At 41.3% G+C, this 15,679-nt stretch carries 13 protein-coding genes and 1 tRNA gene; 9 read left to right on the top strand and 5 right to left on the bottom strand.

Features of this window, described 5'->3' with window-relative positions; all coding sequences use genetic code 11:
• Positions 1-2: 2 nt before the first annotated feature.
• From hsdR to IUA53_RS20330, 6 genes are all read left to right on the top strand, one after another.
• The gene (gene hsdR, locus IUA53_RS01370) at positions 3-2,423 is read left to right on the top strand and encodes an EcoAI/FtnUII family type I restriction enzme subunit R (protein WP_196898075.1); all 2,421 of its coding nucleotides are present in this window, start codon (positions 3-5) and stop codon (positions 2,421-2,423) included.
• Positions 2,424-2,487: 64 nt separating this feature from the next.
• A complete protein-coding gene (locus IUA53_RS01365) occupies positions 2,488-3,951 on the top strand; it encodes a type I restriction-modification system subunit M (RefSeq protein ID WP_196898073.1) in 1,464 nt (487 codons plus the stop codon).
• Entirely contained in the window at positions 3,948-5,696 is a 1,749-nt protein-coding gene (locus tag IUA53_RS01360; protein WP_196898071.1) for a restriction endonuclease subunit S, read from the top strand. The genes IUA53_RS01365 and IUA53_RS01360 overlap by 4 nt, the downstream gene beginning before the upstream one ends.
• 21 nt (positions 5,697-5,717) lie before the next feature.
• Positions 5,718-7,661 (top strand): AAA family ATPase, encoded by a 1,944-nt coding sequence (locus IUA53_RS01355; RefSeq protein ID WP_196898069.1) that lies wholly within the window; start codon positions 5,718-5,720, stop codon positions 7,659-7,661.
• Between the two features lie 9 nt (positions 7,662-7,670).
• Positions 7,671-8,408 (top strand): hypothetical protein, encoded by a 738-nt coding sequence (locus IUA53_RS01350; protein ID WP_196898067.1) that lies wholly within the window; start codon positions 7,671-7,673, stop codon positions 8,406-8,408.
• Positions 8,398-8,619, top strand: coding sequence for a DUF2787 family protein (locus IUA53_RS20330; protein ID WP_196899392.1), 222 nt, complete (start codon positions 8,398-8,400; stop codon positions 8,617-8,619). The genes IUA53_RS01350 and IUA53_RS20330 overlap by 11 nt, the downstream gene beginning before the upstream one ends.
• A 33-nt stretch (positions 8,620-8,652) precedes the next feature.
• Here the strand turns inward: IUA53_RS20330 and IUA53_RS01340 are convergent, their stop codons facing one another.
• From IUA53_RS01340 to mutY, 5 genes are all read right to left on the bottom strand, one after another.
• On the bottom strand, positions 8,653-9,789 hold the full coding sequence (locus tag IUA53_RS01340; protein ID WP_196898065.1) for a hypothetical protein: 1,137 nt from the start codon (positions 9,787-9,789) through the stop codon (positions 8,653-8,655).
• On the bottom strand, positions 9,782-10,882 hold the full coding sequence (locus IUA53_RS01335) for a nucleoid-associated protein (RefSeq protein ID WP_196898063.1): 1,101 nt from the start codon (positions 10,880-10,882) through the stop codon (positions 9,782-9,784). Before IUA53_RS01335 ends, IUA53_RS01340 begins: the two co-directional genes overlap by 8 nt.
• A 135-nt stretch (positions 10,883-11,017) precedes the next feature.
• Positions 11,018-11,093: transfer RNA gene (locus tag IUA53_RS01330), tRNA-Phe, on the bottom strand.
• Positions 11,094-11,410: 317 nt separating this feature from the next.
• The gene (locus tag IUA53_RS01325) at positions 11,411-11,683 is read right to left on the bottom strand and encodes an oxidative damage protection protein (RefSeq protein ID WP_044055620.1); all 273 of its coding nucleotides are present in this window, start codon (positions 11,681-11,683) and stop codon (positions 11,411-11,413) included.
• Between the two features lie 61 nt (positions 11,684-11,744).
• Complete coding sequence (mutY, locus tag IUA53_RS01320) at positions 11,745-12,809, bottom strand: A/G-specific adenine glycosylase (protein ID WP_196898061.1); 1,065 nt, start codon at positions 12,807-12,809, stop codon at positions 11,745-11,747.
• A 130-nt stretch (positions 12,810-12,939) separates the two neighbouring features.
• Between mutY and IUA53_RS01315 the strand changes: the two genes are divergently transcribed.
• The 3 genes from IUA53_RS01315 (at position 12,940) to IUA53_RS01305 (ending at position 15,542) form a co-directional block, all read left to right on the top strand.
• Positions 12,940-13,644, top strand: coding sequence for an alpha/beta fold hydrolase (locus IUA53_RS01315; protein WP_196898059.1), 705 nt, complete (start codon positions 12,940-12,942; stop codon positions 13,642-13,644).
• A gap of 93 nt (positions 13,645-13,737) precedes the next feature.
• The gene (gene trmB / locus IUA53_RS01310; RefSeq protein WP_196898057.1) at positions 13,738-14,457 is read left to right on the top strand and encodes a tRNA (guanosine(46)-N7)-methyltransferase TrmB; all 720 of its coding nucleotides are present in this window, start codon (positions 13,738-13,740) and stop codon (positions 14,455-14,457) included.
• Positions 14,457-15,542 (top strand): methyltransferase, encoded by a 1,086-nt coding sequence (locus IUA53_RS01305; protein ID WP_196898055.1) that lies wholly within the window; start codon positions 14,457-14,459, stop codon positions 15,540-15,542. The genes trmB and IUA53_RS01305 overlap by 1 nt, the downstream gene beginning before the upstream one ends.
• Positions 15,543-15,679 lie beyond the last annotated feature (137 nt).

Genomic DNA, 15,679 nt, shown 5'->3' with positions numbered 1-15,679 from the left:
TCATGGATAAGAAGAAACTGACGGAACGTGATATTTGCACAAAATTCATTTTACCTGCCCTCAAAAAGTCGGGTTGGGATATACATAAGCAAATTCGCGAAGAGGTATCGCTCACGGCTGGCCGTATTGTGGTTCGGGGGCAAATGGGCGCGCGCACCAAAGGTAAACGAGCTGATTTTGTGCTTTATCATAAACCAAACCAGCCGCTGGCGATTATTGAGGCCAAAAAGAACACGCTGCCTATGGCGGCTGGTATGCAACAAGGCCTAAGTTACTCTGATATTTTAGAAGTGCCGTTTGTGTTCAGTTCAAACGGCGATGGATTTGTATTTCACGATAAGACCGGCTTGTATCAACAAACAGAGCAAGATTTAACATTAGAAGAGTTTCCGACTCACGATGAATTATGGGAGAAGTATCAACAGTGGAAGGGCTATAAAACGGAAGAGCTTGCTGTTGTTACCCAAGACTACTTCGAAGACGGCAGTGGAAAGTCGCCTCGCTACTATCAAATGCATGCCATTAATAAAACTGTTGAGGCCATTGCTAAAGGCCGAGACCGAGCATTATTGGTGATGGCAACAGGAACAGGGAAAACCTATACCGCATTTCAGATCATTTGGCGTTTGTGGAAGGCTGGCATCAAAAAGCGCATTTTATTCTTGGCAGACCGGAATATCCTTGTTGACCAAACCAAGACGAATGACTTTAAGCCGTTTGGCAGTGCAATGACCAAAATCACAGGCAAAAAGGTCGATACCTCCTATGAAATATTTCTATCTTTGTATCAGGCGATAACAGGACCAGAGGAACATCAAAAAGCCTATAAGCAATTTTCGCCAGACTTCTTCGACCTCATTGTTATAGACGAGTGCCATAGGGGAAGTGCTGCGGAAGACTCTGCATGGCGTGAGATACTGGATTACTTCGGCGGTGCTTCACACGTTGGCTTAACTGCAACACCGAAGGAAACGGAAGAAGTTTCTAACTCCACTTACTTTGGCGATCCTGTCTATACATATTCTCTTAAGCAAGGGATCGATGATGGTTTTCTTGCGCCTTACAAGGTTGTCAGAGTTGACCTCGACAAAGACCTACAAGGTTGGCGACCTACAAAAAATCAATACGATAAAAATGGCGAGTTGATCGAAGACAGGATCTACAACCAGCAAGACTTTGATCGCACATTGGTGATCGAAGAGCGCACCCAGCTAGTCGCGAGGATCGTTAGTGACCACTTAAAAGCGACAGATCCCATGGCAAAAACCATCGTGTTTTGTCAGGACATCGACCATGCAAACCGCATGCGCCAAGCATTAGTGAATGAGAACCCAGAGCAAGTTGCCAAAAACCGCAAATATGTCATGAAGATAACGGGCGACGATGCAGAAGGTAAAGCTGAGTTGGATAACTTTATCGATCCTGAATCACCTTACCCGGTTATTGCCACCACATCTGAGTTAATGAGCACAGGAGTTGATGCCAAAACCTGTAAGTTAGTTGTATTAGACCAACGCATTCAATCCATGACTAAGTTTAAGCAGGTTATTGGCCGTGGTACTCGCATCGACGAAGAGTACGGCAAACTATGGTTCACAATTCTGGATTTCAAAAAGGCAACTGATAGATTTGCTGATCCAGATTTTGATGGTGAGGCGGAAGTAATCTTTAAGCCTAACGGTGGAGATTCGACTGTCCCTCCTGAGGACAACTCGACAGGCTTAGGCGGAGATGATGAGCAATCTGGTGGTTTAGATAGCTCGTTTGAAGATGAAGAAGACTCAAGCTCGTCATGTAATGATGAGCCATACACAGGCGGTGATGGCGGTTCCGAAGGGGTAGGTGAACCACGCGTCAAATATGTTGTAAAGGGTATTAAAGTAAGTGTGCTTGCAGAGCGAGTTCAATACATAGGTCCTGACGGCAAGCTGATAACGGAATCGTTAAAGGACTATACAGTCAAAACGGTCAAACAAGAATATGCCACTTTGAATGACTTTATTCGCAAATGGAACAGTGCTGAACAAAAGCAGGCCGTTATAGAAGAGCTAAAAGATCATGGCGTTATTTGGGAAGCACTTGAGCAAGAAGTGGGCAATGAATATGGGGCTTTCGACCTGATATGCCATGTGGTTTATGGCCAGCCACCACTCACTCGTAAAGAACGCGCCGACAATGTGCGTAAACGCGATGTATTTACCAAATACGGAGAGCAAGCCCGAAAAGTATTAAATGCACTATTGGATAAGTATGCAGACAAAGACATCGGCACCATTGAAGAAGTGTCGGTATTAAAGCATGCACCTTTTGACCAACTTGGCCGACCAGTGGAGTTAATTAGAGAGTTTGGCGGAAAACCCAAATACCAAAAGGCGGTGCAAGAGCTGGAGCAGCTTTTGTATGGCGATGCTGCAAATAACTAAGTAAAAAATTGAAGCCGCCACTCTTTTTATAAAAGGCGGCACACAAACGAATTTAGAGGGAAGTATGTCAATAACAAGTATTGTGAAATCTATCCAAGATATCATGCGAAAAGACGCAGGGGTTGATGGTGATGCCCAGCGTATCGGTCAAATGGCATGGTTACTGTTTTTGAAGATATTTGATGCGCAAGAAGAAGAACTTGAACTTATGGATGATGACTACGAGTCCCCCATACCTGAAGAACTACTCTGGCGAAACTGGGCCAGTGACAAGGAAGGGATCACAGGTGATAGATTATTGGATTTTGTGAATAACAAGTTGTTTCCACAACTAAAGGGCTTGCATGCCAGCCCTAGCAATAATCCAAGAGGGTTTGTAGCCAAGGAAGCATTTAGCGATGCTTTTAACTACATGAAGAACGGCACACTACTGCGTCAGGTAGTCAATAAAGTAGACGAAATCGACTTTCATTCGTCGACAGAGCGCCATATGTTTGGTGATTTGTATGAACAAATCCTCAAAGACTTACAGTCTTCTGGCAATGCTGGCGAGTTCTATACGCCCCGAGCTGTAACCAAATTTATGGTTGAGATGATTAACCCACAGTTGGGTGAAAAAATCTTAGATCCAGCTTGCGGTACAGGTGGATTTTTGGCCTGTTCCATCGACCACCTAAAAGCTAACAATGAAATTAATGATGAAACGGTTAATAAACAGGTTCAAAGCCAAATCTATGGTGTGGAGAAAAAGCAGCTTCCACATTTGTTATGCACCACCAACATGCTTCTTCATGGCATAGAAGTACCAAGCCAAATTACCCATGACAATACATTGGCGCGCCCACTGCGTGACTATACAAACAAAGACCGTGTTGATGTCATCGTTGCTAATCCACCTTTTGGCGGCATGGAAGAAGATGGAATAGAGCTTAACTTTCCAGCCGCATATCGTACCCGTGAAACGGCAGATTTATTCTTGCAGCTAATTATTCACTTACTCAAAGAAAATGGTAGAGCGGCCATTGTATTGCCAGACGGCACATTATTTGGTGAAGGCGTAAAAACTAAGATTAAAGAAAAGCTTCTAACTGACTGTAACCTCCATACTATTGTGCGCTTACCTAACTCAGTATTTGCACCTTACACCAGCATCAAAACTAACATCTTATTTTTTGAAAAAGGTAGACAAACTGAAAACGTTTGGTACTTCGAGCAGAAGCTGCCTGAGGGCGTAAAAGCGTATAACAAAACCAAGCCTATGAAGCCAGAAGAGTTCAAGACTTGCAAAGAGTGGTGGAAAGACAGAGAAACTAAGCAATTTCAACATTTGGCTTGGAAAGTCCCATTCTCTGATATTAAAGACCAAAACTTTAATTTGGATATAAAGAACCCACACCAGGAAGAAGTCATTTCCCATGATCCCGAAGAGTTGCTAGCAAACTACAACAAACAACAAGAAGACATCCAAAAGCTGCGTGACCAGTTAAGGACGATCCTATCTGATGCATTGGCGAGCAATGCCTCATGACGGAGATTAATAAACTTATCACTAATAATATCGCAGTCTGGTCAAGTGCAGTTCAAGCTAAAAGAGCAACGGGAAGAGGTACTAGCAAAAAGATTCGGTTTGTCGGAATAGAGAGCCTGAGAAACCTTATTGTAGAACTGGCATTACAAGGCAAATTGACGCATCAAGAAACAAGCGATACGCCGTCAAAGCAATTGGTTGAAAAGGTAAATGCTAAAAGAGCACAACTCATTAAAAATAAGCTTCTCAAAAAGCAGAAGAGCAAAGTTAGCTTCGAACCTACAACGAAGCCTTATAGCATTCCATCAAACTGGTGTTGGTCGTCAATAGGTGAGTTATGTGAATTAGCACCTAAGAATGAACTAGCAGATGAGTGTGAAGTATCGTTTATCCCCATGCCCCTCATATCAACTAGTTATTCAGGTTCGCATGGTCATGAGCTTAAGAAGTGGGCTGAAGTGAGAAAGGGCTTTACTCAGTTTGCCGATGGAGACATAGGGCTCGCAAAAATAACCCCATGTTTTGAAAATAGTAAGGCAGCCGTTTTTAGCGGGTTAAAAAATGGCGTAGGAAGCGGGACTACTGAACTTCATGTTGCTAGGCCTTTAATTAAAGAAATCAATCCAAGATATCTTTTGTTGTTTTTAAAATCCCCGTTATTTTTGAGAGTTGGAGAATCGAAGATGACAGGTTCTGCTGGCCAGAAGCGTGTTCCTAAAGATTTTTTTTCTACATTTTCGTTACCACTGGCGCCAGAAGAGGAGCAATCGAGGATTGTTGCTAAAGTGAGTGAGTTGATGTCCCTGTGCGACCAACTGGAGCAACAAACTGAAGCCAGTATTGATGCACACCAGGTCTTGGTGGAAGAGCTACTAACAACTCTGACAAACAGCCAAAATGCACAAGACTTCCAACAAAACTGGACACGCATAGCTGAGCACTTTGACCTGCTATTCACCACCGAACACAGCATCGAACAATTAAAAAAAACCATCCTACAGCTCGCAGTTATGGGCAAACTTGTACCACAAGACCCAACCGACGAGCCTGCGTCAGATTTGCTCAAAAAAATAGCACAAGAAAAAGAGCAATTGATTAAAGATAAGGTGATCAAAAAGCAAAAAACATTGCCAGTAATTTCAAATGAAGAAATGCCTTTTGATTTACCAAAAAGTTGGAAGTGGGCAAGACTCGGCGAAATTGGGATTACCTCAACGGGCAAGACACCTAGTACAAAGGTTCCAGAATATTTTGGTGGTGATATTCCATTTATTGGACCAGGTCAAATATCACCATCTGGACAGCTTTTGCAGGAGGATAAAACACTTACTGAAGAAGGTTTGACCCAGAGTGTTACAGCTAATGCAAATGATCTACTTATGGTTTGTATTGGTGGCTCAATAGGCAAGAGTACTTTGGCTAATAAGGCTATAGGATTTAACCAGCAAATAAACGCGGTATCCCCTTTACGTATTGATCCTCATTATTTACATATAGCAGTAAGTACTGATAGCTTTTATTCGTCTGTTATTAGCAAGGCATCAGGATCTGCAACCCCAATTATTAACAGGTCAAAATGGGAAGAATTGCTTGTTCCAGTAGCTCCTTTGGCTGAACAAACCAGAATCATATCAAAAACTAATGACCTAATTGCTCTTTGCGAAGGAATAAAGCATGGATTAAACAACGCTGGAGATATAAAAGTAAAACTGGCAAGTTCCATTGTCGGGTCTGCGCTAAGTTAACGCCGGTTAAAGGAGTAACTAATGAGATTGAAATCAGTTTTTATAAAGAAATATAAAAATTTACAGAACTTCAAGGTCAACCTAGATAACGCAACTGATTTAAGCTTGTTCGTAGGTACAAACGGTTCGGGAAAGTCGAATTTTTTTGAAGCATTAATAGAAATATTCAGACATTTATTAGAATCACAGCAAAAGCAGGATGACATCGCGTTTGACTATAATGTTAAATACGAAATAAATGGTGAGTTATTTGAAATAAGTTATGCCAGTTTTGAATTCAGTATTAATGGTAAAAAGCGAAAAACAACTAAAGGAATTCCTTTGCCAGACAATATTTTGATGTACTATTCAGGGCAAAATAACACCGTCAGTTCATTAATTGAAAAATACAAAAAAAACTTCAAATCTAATCTAAAAAGCTCGACAGGTGATGACAACCCGGCTTTTATTGGCATAGGTCCTTCATATAAAGAATTGTTTCTGGCTATTTACCTTCTACTTCCTGAAGAAACTAAATCAAAGTCATATATATTTTCTAAATTAGGCATCAAAGAAAGTGAAGGTAAGGTAACTTTAAAGCTAAAGCGTCCGTCTTTCTTTTCGGCTAGAAGTATTAAGGTTGAACACTTTGACCCGGGAACTCATTATTGGGGTTCTAAAGGTATCCTCCTGGACTTTTTTAAACGGATTGAACAGTGTGTTGATGGCGAATTTAACCATCAAAATATCTACGATTCTGAAGAAGACGTATACACGTTAGAGATATCGATAGATATCTTCAAAAAAGAATTTGGAAAGAGAGAAGCTGTTGAGGCCGATGATATTGAGGAAGCTTTAGACGCTCGACCAGCTATTGACGCTTCCACTTTATTTAGGTTGTTGGATAACCTAAATATAGTTGATATGTTGAGCAGTATAGACGCTAAGGTCACTTTACAAGATGAGACCAAATGTAGTATCGAACATTTTAGTGATGGTCAGTTCCAATCTGTTTATATTTACTCCGTCGCAGAAATTTTTAAAAACAAAAACTGTATAACATTATTAGACGAGCCTGATTCTTTTTTACATCCTGAATGGCAGTTTGAATTTTTAGATCAGATTGCGGATATTTCCTCTGATGCGGCAGCGACAAATCATGTTTTAATGACTAGCCATAGTGCAGCTACATTGACAGCAACGAAATCATCAGAGCTGAATTCATTTGAAAAAGAAAAGAAAAAAACAGTTGTTAATCCCATCGCAAAGGACGTAGCTCTAAAACAACTTTCTGGCAATCGTATTTCGTTGAATGAAAAAGATATTGTAATGAACATCACGAACTTTTTACGAGACTCCAATAATCCCGTGCTATTTACGGAAGGGATCACCGACGAATATATTTTGGATGTTGCTTGGGAGAAATTATATCCGGGCGAGTCGCGGCTTTTCTGTATCAATAATGCTTTTGACAGGCGGTTTCTAAAGAACTTATTTAAAAGACAAGATTTAAAAGATAATCATAAAGGGCGTTACTTCTTTGGGCTGTTTGATTTTGATGACGCTTTTGACGATTACAATGAGCTGACTAGAGGAAGTACTACAACGTTAATTAATGCCGACTTTATGACGGGTTTAACCACGCAGCTTGAATGTAAAGAACATTTCGTGATGCTTTTGCCTGTTCTAAACCATCCTGATGTCATTAAGCTTGTTTGCAACAGTAAAAATGAATTGTGGGCAAAAGGGCGTGATTCGCATTTGTCGATTGAGTTGCTGTTTTACAAGGAAGAGTTGCTTGGTAAGTATTTTGCGAAGACAGAACTTCCAGGTGGTGGTGAAAGGCTTGAGTTTACTGGTAAGAAGGTAGAATTTGCTGAAAAATTCATACCAAACTTAGAGGCAGATTCATTTGAAGTATTTAGGCCAATGTTTGAGTTGATAAAGCAAAAATGTACGTCTGTAAATGATACACAAGCAGCGTAAGGGACTTAGATGGCCATTTATCAAGTGACAGACAACGAAATAAAAACGATCTCTCGAACAACCTTTTCGGAGTCTGGATTAAAAGAGCGTGAAGATTTACAGCGTCTTCTCAAGCACCAAATCGAGATTATTTCTCCAGACACTTTAGTTATTGCTGAAGAGTTTGGTGAATGGGATGAGAGTCGCAGACGTATTGATTTATTAGGAATTGATAAGCAAGCCAACATCGTTGTTATTGAGCTGAAACGCACTGAAGATGGTGGGCATATGGAGCTACAATCGGTTCGATATGCTGCAATGGTGTCAACGCTTACGTTTGATCGCTTGGTTGATATTTATGCCGACTACATCAAAGCCAATGACCTCGAACTAGATGCCGAAGCATCAATCCTTGAATTCTTAGGTTGGGATGAAAAAGAAGAAGACGAATTTGCTCAAGAAGTAAAAATTGTACTTGCTTCTGCCGAGTTCTCACGCGAATTGACGACTACGGTAATGTGGCTAAATGATTATGGTTTATCTATTCGTTGTGTTCGAATGCACCCATATGAAAGTGAAGGTAAAATCTTACTAGATGTTCAGTTCGTAATACCCATTCCTGAGATTGAAGACTACCAAGTGAAGATCCGCGAGAAACGCCAAAAAGAAAGAGCTTCACGAGCTGGTGGCAGAGATACAAGCCGTTATTCAATTTACTTTAATAACGAACAAGCCCACTCAATATTGTCATTGAAGTATAATTTATGAGCGTTCAGGGCAGGTTTCTTTACCCCTAAAAACGGTACATGCTGAGCTTGCCAAAGACCTCGACTTTGATTTCGATGCAGGTGTTTTTCAAAACCTGCTTGGCCTGTTTTCGATTGAAATTGCTCTGGATATTTACCAAATATGGGAAGGTAACTTTCTGCATTACTGGCAGGAATTGAACGCTTTTACGGTTCAAATAACTTACGATTAAGTTATTAAAAGTTGTTGGCGACGGAGGAAATATTTACAGTCTTCCAAAAACAATAGCGCAAATACAATATATAAAAATTAAGGCTATAATCACGTCCCTAATTTTATCAATTTCATCCTTACTATCCCTGCTAGTTTGTTCAACTGAACCAATAGCGGAAGTTACTTTTTCCGCTATTGTTTCCTTTACATAACTATTATCTATGTCCGCAGTCCTATCTTTATAAATAGAAAGCTTGGTAAGAGTATTTTCTTTTACTCTATCAATAAAGGACTTTTTACTTTTCAGTGACATAAAGACCAATATCAATGCTAACCCGGCGCTAAAAACAAGCGCAAGACTGATACTACCTTCAGCCCCCCTCAAAGCTGAAGCTAAAATTACAGCGCCTGGTACAGCTAGAGCCTGCACATAAAAGCTTTGAATCTGTTCTTCAACTTTCTTTATAAATTCACCGACATCGTCTTCTAAATTTTTAATGAATTCGTCAAAAGAAAAGCTCCTTAAGTAAGTCTCATAATTAGTATGAAACAAACTTAACAACGAGTCAGCAGAGGTCATTAAATCAATAAACGTCCAACTATCTACTCCTAGTAGCTCGGCTAATGAGGACTTCATAGTAGAAAGACGTTCACCTTGATGAGCATCATCCGCTAAACAAGATTTTAGTAACCTATTTGGGTTACTTATTTTATCCAAAAAAATCTCAAGTTCTTCATGAGGGATTTGATCAGGAGATACGGTAAATACGGTTGACGTTCTTTTTCCGTTTTTCTCGACAAATATATAAGCTTTGCTAGAGCTGAAATGGTCGATTGGATATTGATGATCAGATATTAATAAAAGTAACTCCAACCAACCTGCATAAAAACGTACGAAGTTCGTTACATTTTTGAAGCCAACACCTGCAATATAAACTTCTTTAAATGGGAACTCATCAAGGCAGTTTTCTACCTCTTTGAATAAATCATGGTAGTTCTCAAAATAAAATCCTAACTCATCAACTCTACAGGTTCCAGTATTTGACGAAGATTGAAATTCTGATGAGCTATAATTTTCAATTGGAAAGATATTAAAAAATTGAGAGTCATCTATTCCCTTAGAAGTAAGATATCCATCCTCAAAATATAAATTTCCTTCGGAAATTAGTTTCTTAACATGGCTAATCATTTTGCAGTTTCTTCAGCATTTCAACAATAGCTTTATCCTTTATTTTTGTTTTTATTGTCAACTCTTCCGTATTATCATTGAAAATGATATTCCCTTGTTTACCTTTCGATGAAAAAACAGATTTCTTTAATTTCAAATTACCAACTTCAGTCTCTAAAGAAATAAATTCAAGAGCATCTCTTTCCTTTTTGCTAACCGTAAATTCTTCGTTTACTTTATAGTTATACTCTTGAATAAAACCTTCAAAAGACTCCCTTTTCATTTCGAGTTTAGGATCAACCTTCAAAGCATCATAAACAACTGAACTAATATCCTGGAGCTTAGTAGCAAGCTTATTTCTTTCATTAAAGTCAATTTTTGCTTTAACTTTAGATGCGCAAAGCTCTCTCTGCGCCCTAGAAAGCTTTTTATCTATTGCAAAATCTTCCAAAGCTTTAAGTACATTCGATACACTTTCTTTATTTTTAATAACTCCTTCCGCATCAAAAAATTCAATAAAATAATCTGTAGTACCACCAACTCCATTAATAAAGGAAACATCTAGGTCATCATTTTTTTCTATAGATTGCTGGAATTCATCAATATTGATAATTGCCGCCTGCATTACATCATCAAAATCAATAATGTCAGTTCCCAGAGGCTCACCATCATCACCAAATCTCAAAGCTGACTTATCTTTTAGCAGAACAACCAACAAATTTTCGAAAAAACTAGGACTATCATTGGTCGAATTTTCGTGCTCTTTTCTATACTTTAGAAAAATTAGTACCAACTGAGTTCTAACTCTAGATGTTTTCAATATTATGCTATTTGTTTTCTGAACATTATTAACAAAATTATTAAAGTCTATCTTCTTTGTAACATTTAAATGATCTTGTAGAGAATCAGCCAATGATCTAGGCTTAGGCGGGTAGGTAATTTTTCCATGATTCTTGGAGCGACGTCGTATTTTACGGTCGGCCTCTTTTGCAAACTCAATTACATAAGAGTTGTCTACAGTCCATGAATGACCAACGGTACCACTCCATTTCTTGGTTTCTTCATCTTGTTTATACGGAACGCTAATACCGGCAATTACTTCAATTGAAGCCATCTTATATCCTTATATTGAAATCGCTTTGAGTCAGTCTAGCAACTATCTATTGTAATTCAATCTATAACAGCGCAATTAGAGCCTCTTTAAAAAACAAAAAAGCCCCGACCATTTCTGATCAGGGCTTCTTAATAATGGTGCCTCGACCCGGGATCGAACCAGGGACACGCGGATTTTCAATCCGCTGCTCTACCAACTGAGCTATCGAGGCACATAAACTGTGCTATGTAAGCTTTATAAAAAACTTTGCAAAACTTTGCAAGCTTTATCGAAGTGCTTACTAACTTTAAAACTACTGCTTCAAAAGCTTTTTTGGCAAATCTGATTGGAAGTGCTCGCACTTTTCAATCCGCTGCTCTACCAACTGAGCTATCGAGGCGAAACTCGTTTGCGATTTGGCGTTTACTGCCTGTCTCGCTGTGGGTGCGTATTAAACGGATTTCGCGCTAACAAGTCAACCGTTTTTGTCGGTTTTTTTTCGCTTTTGTGACTGTTTGCACATTGTTTACCCAAAAAAGCCTTTTTTGCCTACTTTTCAGGCGGCACGTAGCCGTCAATGGTGGGCTCAATGCCATCAAACAAATAGGCCGTCATTTTTTCTTCTAAAAACGACCTTGCATTCGGATCCATCATGTTTAGCTTATGCTCGTTAATCAGCATGGTCTGCTTTTTCTGCCATTCACCCCATGCTTCTTTTGAAATGTTGTCGTAAATGCGCTTACCAATGTCACCTGGGTAAAGTTGAAAATCTAATCCGTCCGCCTCTTTTTGAAGGCGTTGACAAAATACTGTTCTGCTCATTTTAAAATCCTTAACCTGCTCTTCTTTCTTAACTACCTAAAGGCCATAAAAAATCACAGCACTAAAGCATATGTTCTAACTGCTGAATAATCTTTTTAGTCGGCGCGGCCAAACCAACCTCAATAGGCTGGAAAAAATCAAACCAGTGCCCTTCTTGCGCCTCTTGCACCTGTTTTTGTGGAGGTGAGTTTAGCACGGCAACCACCGGGGTTATATCTAAATGAAAGTGGCTGAAGGTGTGACGAAAGGCCGTATGAGCAGTCAATGTCACGTCCTGCATACCGCGTTTGAATAATGCTTGTTCCGCGTTATTTATATCTTGCGCCTCAATGAAGCCATATAACCCGCCCCATAAGCCACTTTGTGGGCGCTGCTCTAAAAAGACTTGCGTGTTGAATACAGGCACCACTAATAGGGTTTGTCGTTCAGGTATCGCTTTTTTAGGTTTTTTACCTGGGTACTGGGATTGTTTACCCTGGGCATAAGCAATACAGTCTGACTGAAGGGGGCAACTATCACATTTCGGTTTGCTCCGTGTGCAAACCATCGCGCCCAAGTCCATCATCACCTGGGTATAGTGGTGACAGCGACGCTCTGGTGTATTTTTTTCTGCCACTTCCCACAGGGCGTTTTCTACATTTTTTTTACCGGGCCATCCATCAATAGCGTAGTAGCGTGCTAATACCCGTTTTACGTTGCCGTCTAATATCGCGTGCTTTTGGTGGCACGCTAACGATAACACCGCCCCTGCGGTAGAACGCCCTATTCCGGGTAGCGCCACCACATCGTCAAACCGAGTAGGAAAAATCCCACCATGCTTTTCCACTATTTGCTTGGCCGCTTTGTGTAAATTTCTCGCTCTTGCGTAATACCCTAGGCCCGTCCAATGATGAAGAACATCATCCTGCTCAGCGTGGGCTAAGTGCGAAACGGTAGGAAACGACTGCATAAACCGTTCGAAGTAAGGAATAACCGTACTCACTTGGGTTTGCTGCAACATAATTTCAGACACCCACACTTTGTACGCTGTAATGTCTTGCTGCCAGGGTAAATGTTTACGTCCGTGTTCATCAAACCACGCTAAAACCCGTGATGCGAAAGTAGAGGGAGTTGCCAATGTTGTCATGTTAACTGCACATTTTTATCATAGGGTTATAGTATACCAGCGCCTTACACGATTTGGCTCAATGGCCGTTTAAATTTATCTGGCTCGCTATGGTATCATGGCGTACAAAGTAGATATTTTAGGATAATGTGTGAGTATTGGCCGCCCCGTTTTATTTTTGCCTGGCACCTTATGTGATGAGCGAATTTTTATGCCTATGTGGAAACACATGAACATAAACCAACGCCGGTTTGTTCCGTTGCAATGGGCCAGTAGTTTAGAAGACATGCTTGCACTTACCTCAGACAGAGTACTCAGCGATGAAAAAGTCCACGTGGTTGGGTATTCAATGGGCGGCTTTATTGCCGCCAAATGGGCCAGTTTACACGCCGAACACGTGGCGTCGTTAACCTTGATTGGTTACGATGGCTATGGTTTATCTGCCGACGAAATTGCGCGCAGAAAACAAATGGTCTCCTTGCTGAAAAACGGGACGTTTCGCTTGGATAATCCGCAATACCTTTCTCGGTTTGTTCATCCTACTCAACAACAAAACGAAGACGTGGTGGGTGTGGTTCAGGGGATGGGCGAAGACCTAGGAAAGAATACGTTGTTAGCGCATACACAAGCCACTACACCACGAGAGAACATGGTTAACACATTGGCGCAATTGGCCTTGCCTACGGGCATTATTGCCGCTAAAGATGACAGTATCGCCATGTATAATCAATTGATGAAAATGGCCGATAATATTCCAACGGCAACCCGCTACACGGTTAATAATAGTGGCCATATGCTACCGCTGGAACAACCCGCCCAGTTGGCGGAACTCGTCACGTCATTCATCAGCGCTTAAAAAAACACCGGAATTATTCACGTTACCGTTGCATAAATAGCCACTAAGTGGATAATGCGCCACCATTAAATTTGGGTTAGAAAGGCATTGCAAATGAGGCAATTCAAAAGTCAGGCGGAAGCAGAAGCCGCTGGAGTATACATCAGTAAGGTAAAGAGTTTCGTCAAGCGCGAAGGGCGACTTACCAAGGCCCAAACCCGTGCAATAGAAACATACTGGCCTACCATGGGCGTAGATTATCAAGCTACCCCCATTGATCTCACCGACACTTTCGGCCGGGATGCTCCTGTAGTACTAGAAATTGGCTTCGGTATGGGTAAGTCGCTAGTGGAGATGGCGGCAGCTTCTCCCGAGAAAAACTATTTTGGCATAGAGGTTCATCGCCCCGGCGTGGGAGCATGTCTGGCCGAAGCAGGTGAGCAATCACTAACAAACCTTAGGCTTATGGAGCACGATGCCGTTGAAGTGCTAAAGAATATGATCCCCGATGGCAGTCTCAGCCGTTTGCAACTGTTCTTCCCTGATCCTTGGCATAAAAAACGTCACCACAAACGCCGCATTGTGCAAACAGAATTTGCAGAGTTGGTTCGCAGTAAACTGGCCGTGGGCGGATGCTTTCATATGGCGACGGATTGGGAACCCTATGCAGAGCATATGGCAAATGTAATGAATAATATTGACGGCTACACTAATACCGCAGCGCAGGGGGATTATGTCCCGCGTCCTGATTATCGTCCTATCACTAAGTTTGAAACACGAGGCCAAAAGTTAGGTCACGGTGTGTGGGACTTAATATACGAGCGTACTAAGTAATGATTCTTACTCCTCAAAGCCAGCTATTAGAGCGCAATATCGGCATGTTTGAGCAAGGGAAGTGGGTGATAATCAATCCCTCTGATGCGTATTTTCTCGACCAGTTAAAGCACCTGAACATAACGGTGATGCATCAATATTTTGATATCTTTTCAGAAAGTGTACGCGTAGTACCTTCGCTGACTTTTGATAGCCGAGATATTGCCAAGCAAGGCTTTGAGGTATCGCAAAAAATAGGGTCCCATGAACATATATTCACCCCTTTCCTGCGCGGAGAAAAAACACACAATCACGCACTGATTTTTTTACCTAAGGCGAAATCCCATTTTTCTATGTTACTGCGAATGGCTGCCGGCTTAGTGGGCCTAGGCGGTCAAATACATGTGGTAGGAGAAAATAAGGGTGGTATCAAAAGTGCAGCCAAGCTTATGCAGCAATTTGGTGCTACTCAAAAGGTCGATTCCGCCAGACATTGTAGCCTTATTACTACCCAAGTTGAGCACGCGCATTTAGCTTTTGAGCCCGAAGCATGGCTACAAGAAGACACGTATTGTTTACAGGATATTGAATGGCCTGTTGTGTCTATGCCTGGTGTATTCAGTCACGGTGAATTAGATAAGGGCACTGCGCTTCTGCTAGACAAACACGACACTCATTTAAGCGGTACCGTATTAGATTTCGCCTGTGGTGCTGGCGTGATAGGAAGCTATCTCAAAAAGCGCTACCCCCACGTTAACTTTCATTTTTCAGATGTGAGTGCGTTGGCCATTTACTGTACCGCGCTCACCCTTGCTAAAAATGCACAATCAGCCACCTTGTTTGCTGCAAATGGATTACAAGGCATTGAGGCAAGGGTGCAGCATATTGTGACCAACCCGCCATTTCACACGGGCGTAAAAACAGACTACACCGTCACCAAGCGGTTTATCGAAGATGCCACTAAGTTGCTCACCCAACGCGGTACGTTGCAAATGGTTGCAAATCGATTCCTTCCCTACCCAGGGTTGCTGTCTGCACACTTTTCACATGTGCTAACAACAGCACAAACTACGCAGTTTTCGCTCTATCAAGCCGCTTTGTCATAGCCCTTTTATCTAAAAAAGTGCTAACGTAGCTTAATCATGTTTAAACCGAGAACGGGTAAACCTTCTTACCCGTTTCTGTTATCTATTCATACACACTATAAAATGTGTGTGCAGGTAGCTCATAGCAACAAGAAATG

Source organism: Alteromonas sp. B31-7, from assembly GCF_015767655.1.
GTDB lineage: Bacteria > Pseudomonadota > Gammaproteobacteria > Enterobacterales > Alteromonadaceae > Alteromonas > Alteromonas australica.
The sequence above is the reverse complement of the archived record's forward strand: the minus strand, read 5'-3'. Positions and strand labels throughout refer to the sequence as shown.

Coding starts and splice junctions, on each gene's coding strand:
- hsdR (WP_196898075.1), top strand. CDS start 3: ATGGATAAGAAGAAACTGACGGAACGTGATATTTGCACAAAATTCATT.
- IUA53_RS01365 (WP_196898073.1), top strand. CDS start 2,488: ATGTCAATAACAAGTATTGTGAAATCTATCCAAGATATCATGCGAAAA.
- IUA53_RS01360 (WP_196898071.1), top strand. CDS start 3,948: ATGACGGAGATTAATAAACTTATCACTAATAATATCGCAGTCTGGTCA.
- IUA53_RS01355 (WP_196898069.1), top strand. CDS start 5,718: ATGAGATTGAAATCAGTTTTTATAAAGAAATATAAAAATTTACAGAAC.
- IUA53_RS01350 (WP_196898067.1), top strand. CDS start 7,671: ATGGCCATTTATCAAGTGACAGACAACGAAATAAAAACGATCTCTCGA.
- IUA53_RS01340 (WP_196898065.1), bottom strand. CDS start 9,789: ATGATTAGCCATGTTAAGAAACTAATTTCCGAAGGAAATTTATATTTT.
- IUA53_RS01335 (WP_196898063.1), bottom strand. CDS start 10,882: ATGGCTTCAATTGAAGTAATTGCCGGTATTAGCGTTCCGTATAAACAA.
- IUA53_RS01325 (WP_044055620.1), bottom strand. CDS start 11,683: ATGAGCAGAACAGTATTTTGTCAACGCCTTCAAAAAGAGGCGGACGGA.
- mutY (WP_196898061.1), bottom strand. CDS start 12,809: ATGACAACATTGGCAACTCCCTCTACTTTCGCATCACGGGTTTTAGCG.
- trmB (WP_196898057.1), top strand. CDS start 13,738: ATGAGGCAATTCAAAAGTCAGGCGGAAGCAGAAGCCGCTGGAGTATAC.
- IUA53_RS01305 (WP_196898055.1), top strand. CDS start 14,457: ATGATTCTTACTCCTCAAAGCCAGCTATTAGAGCGCAATATCGGCATG.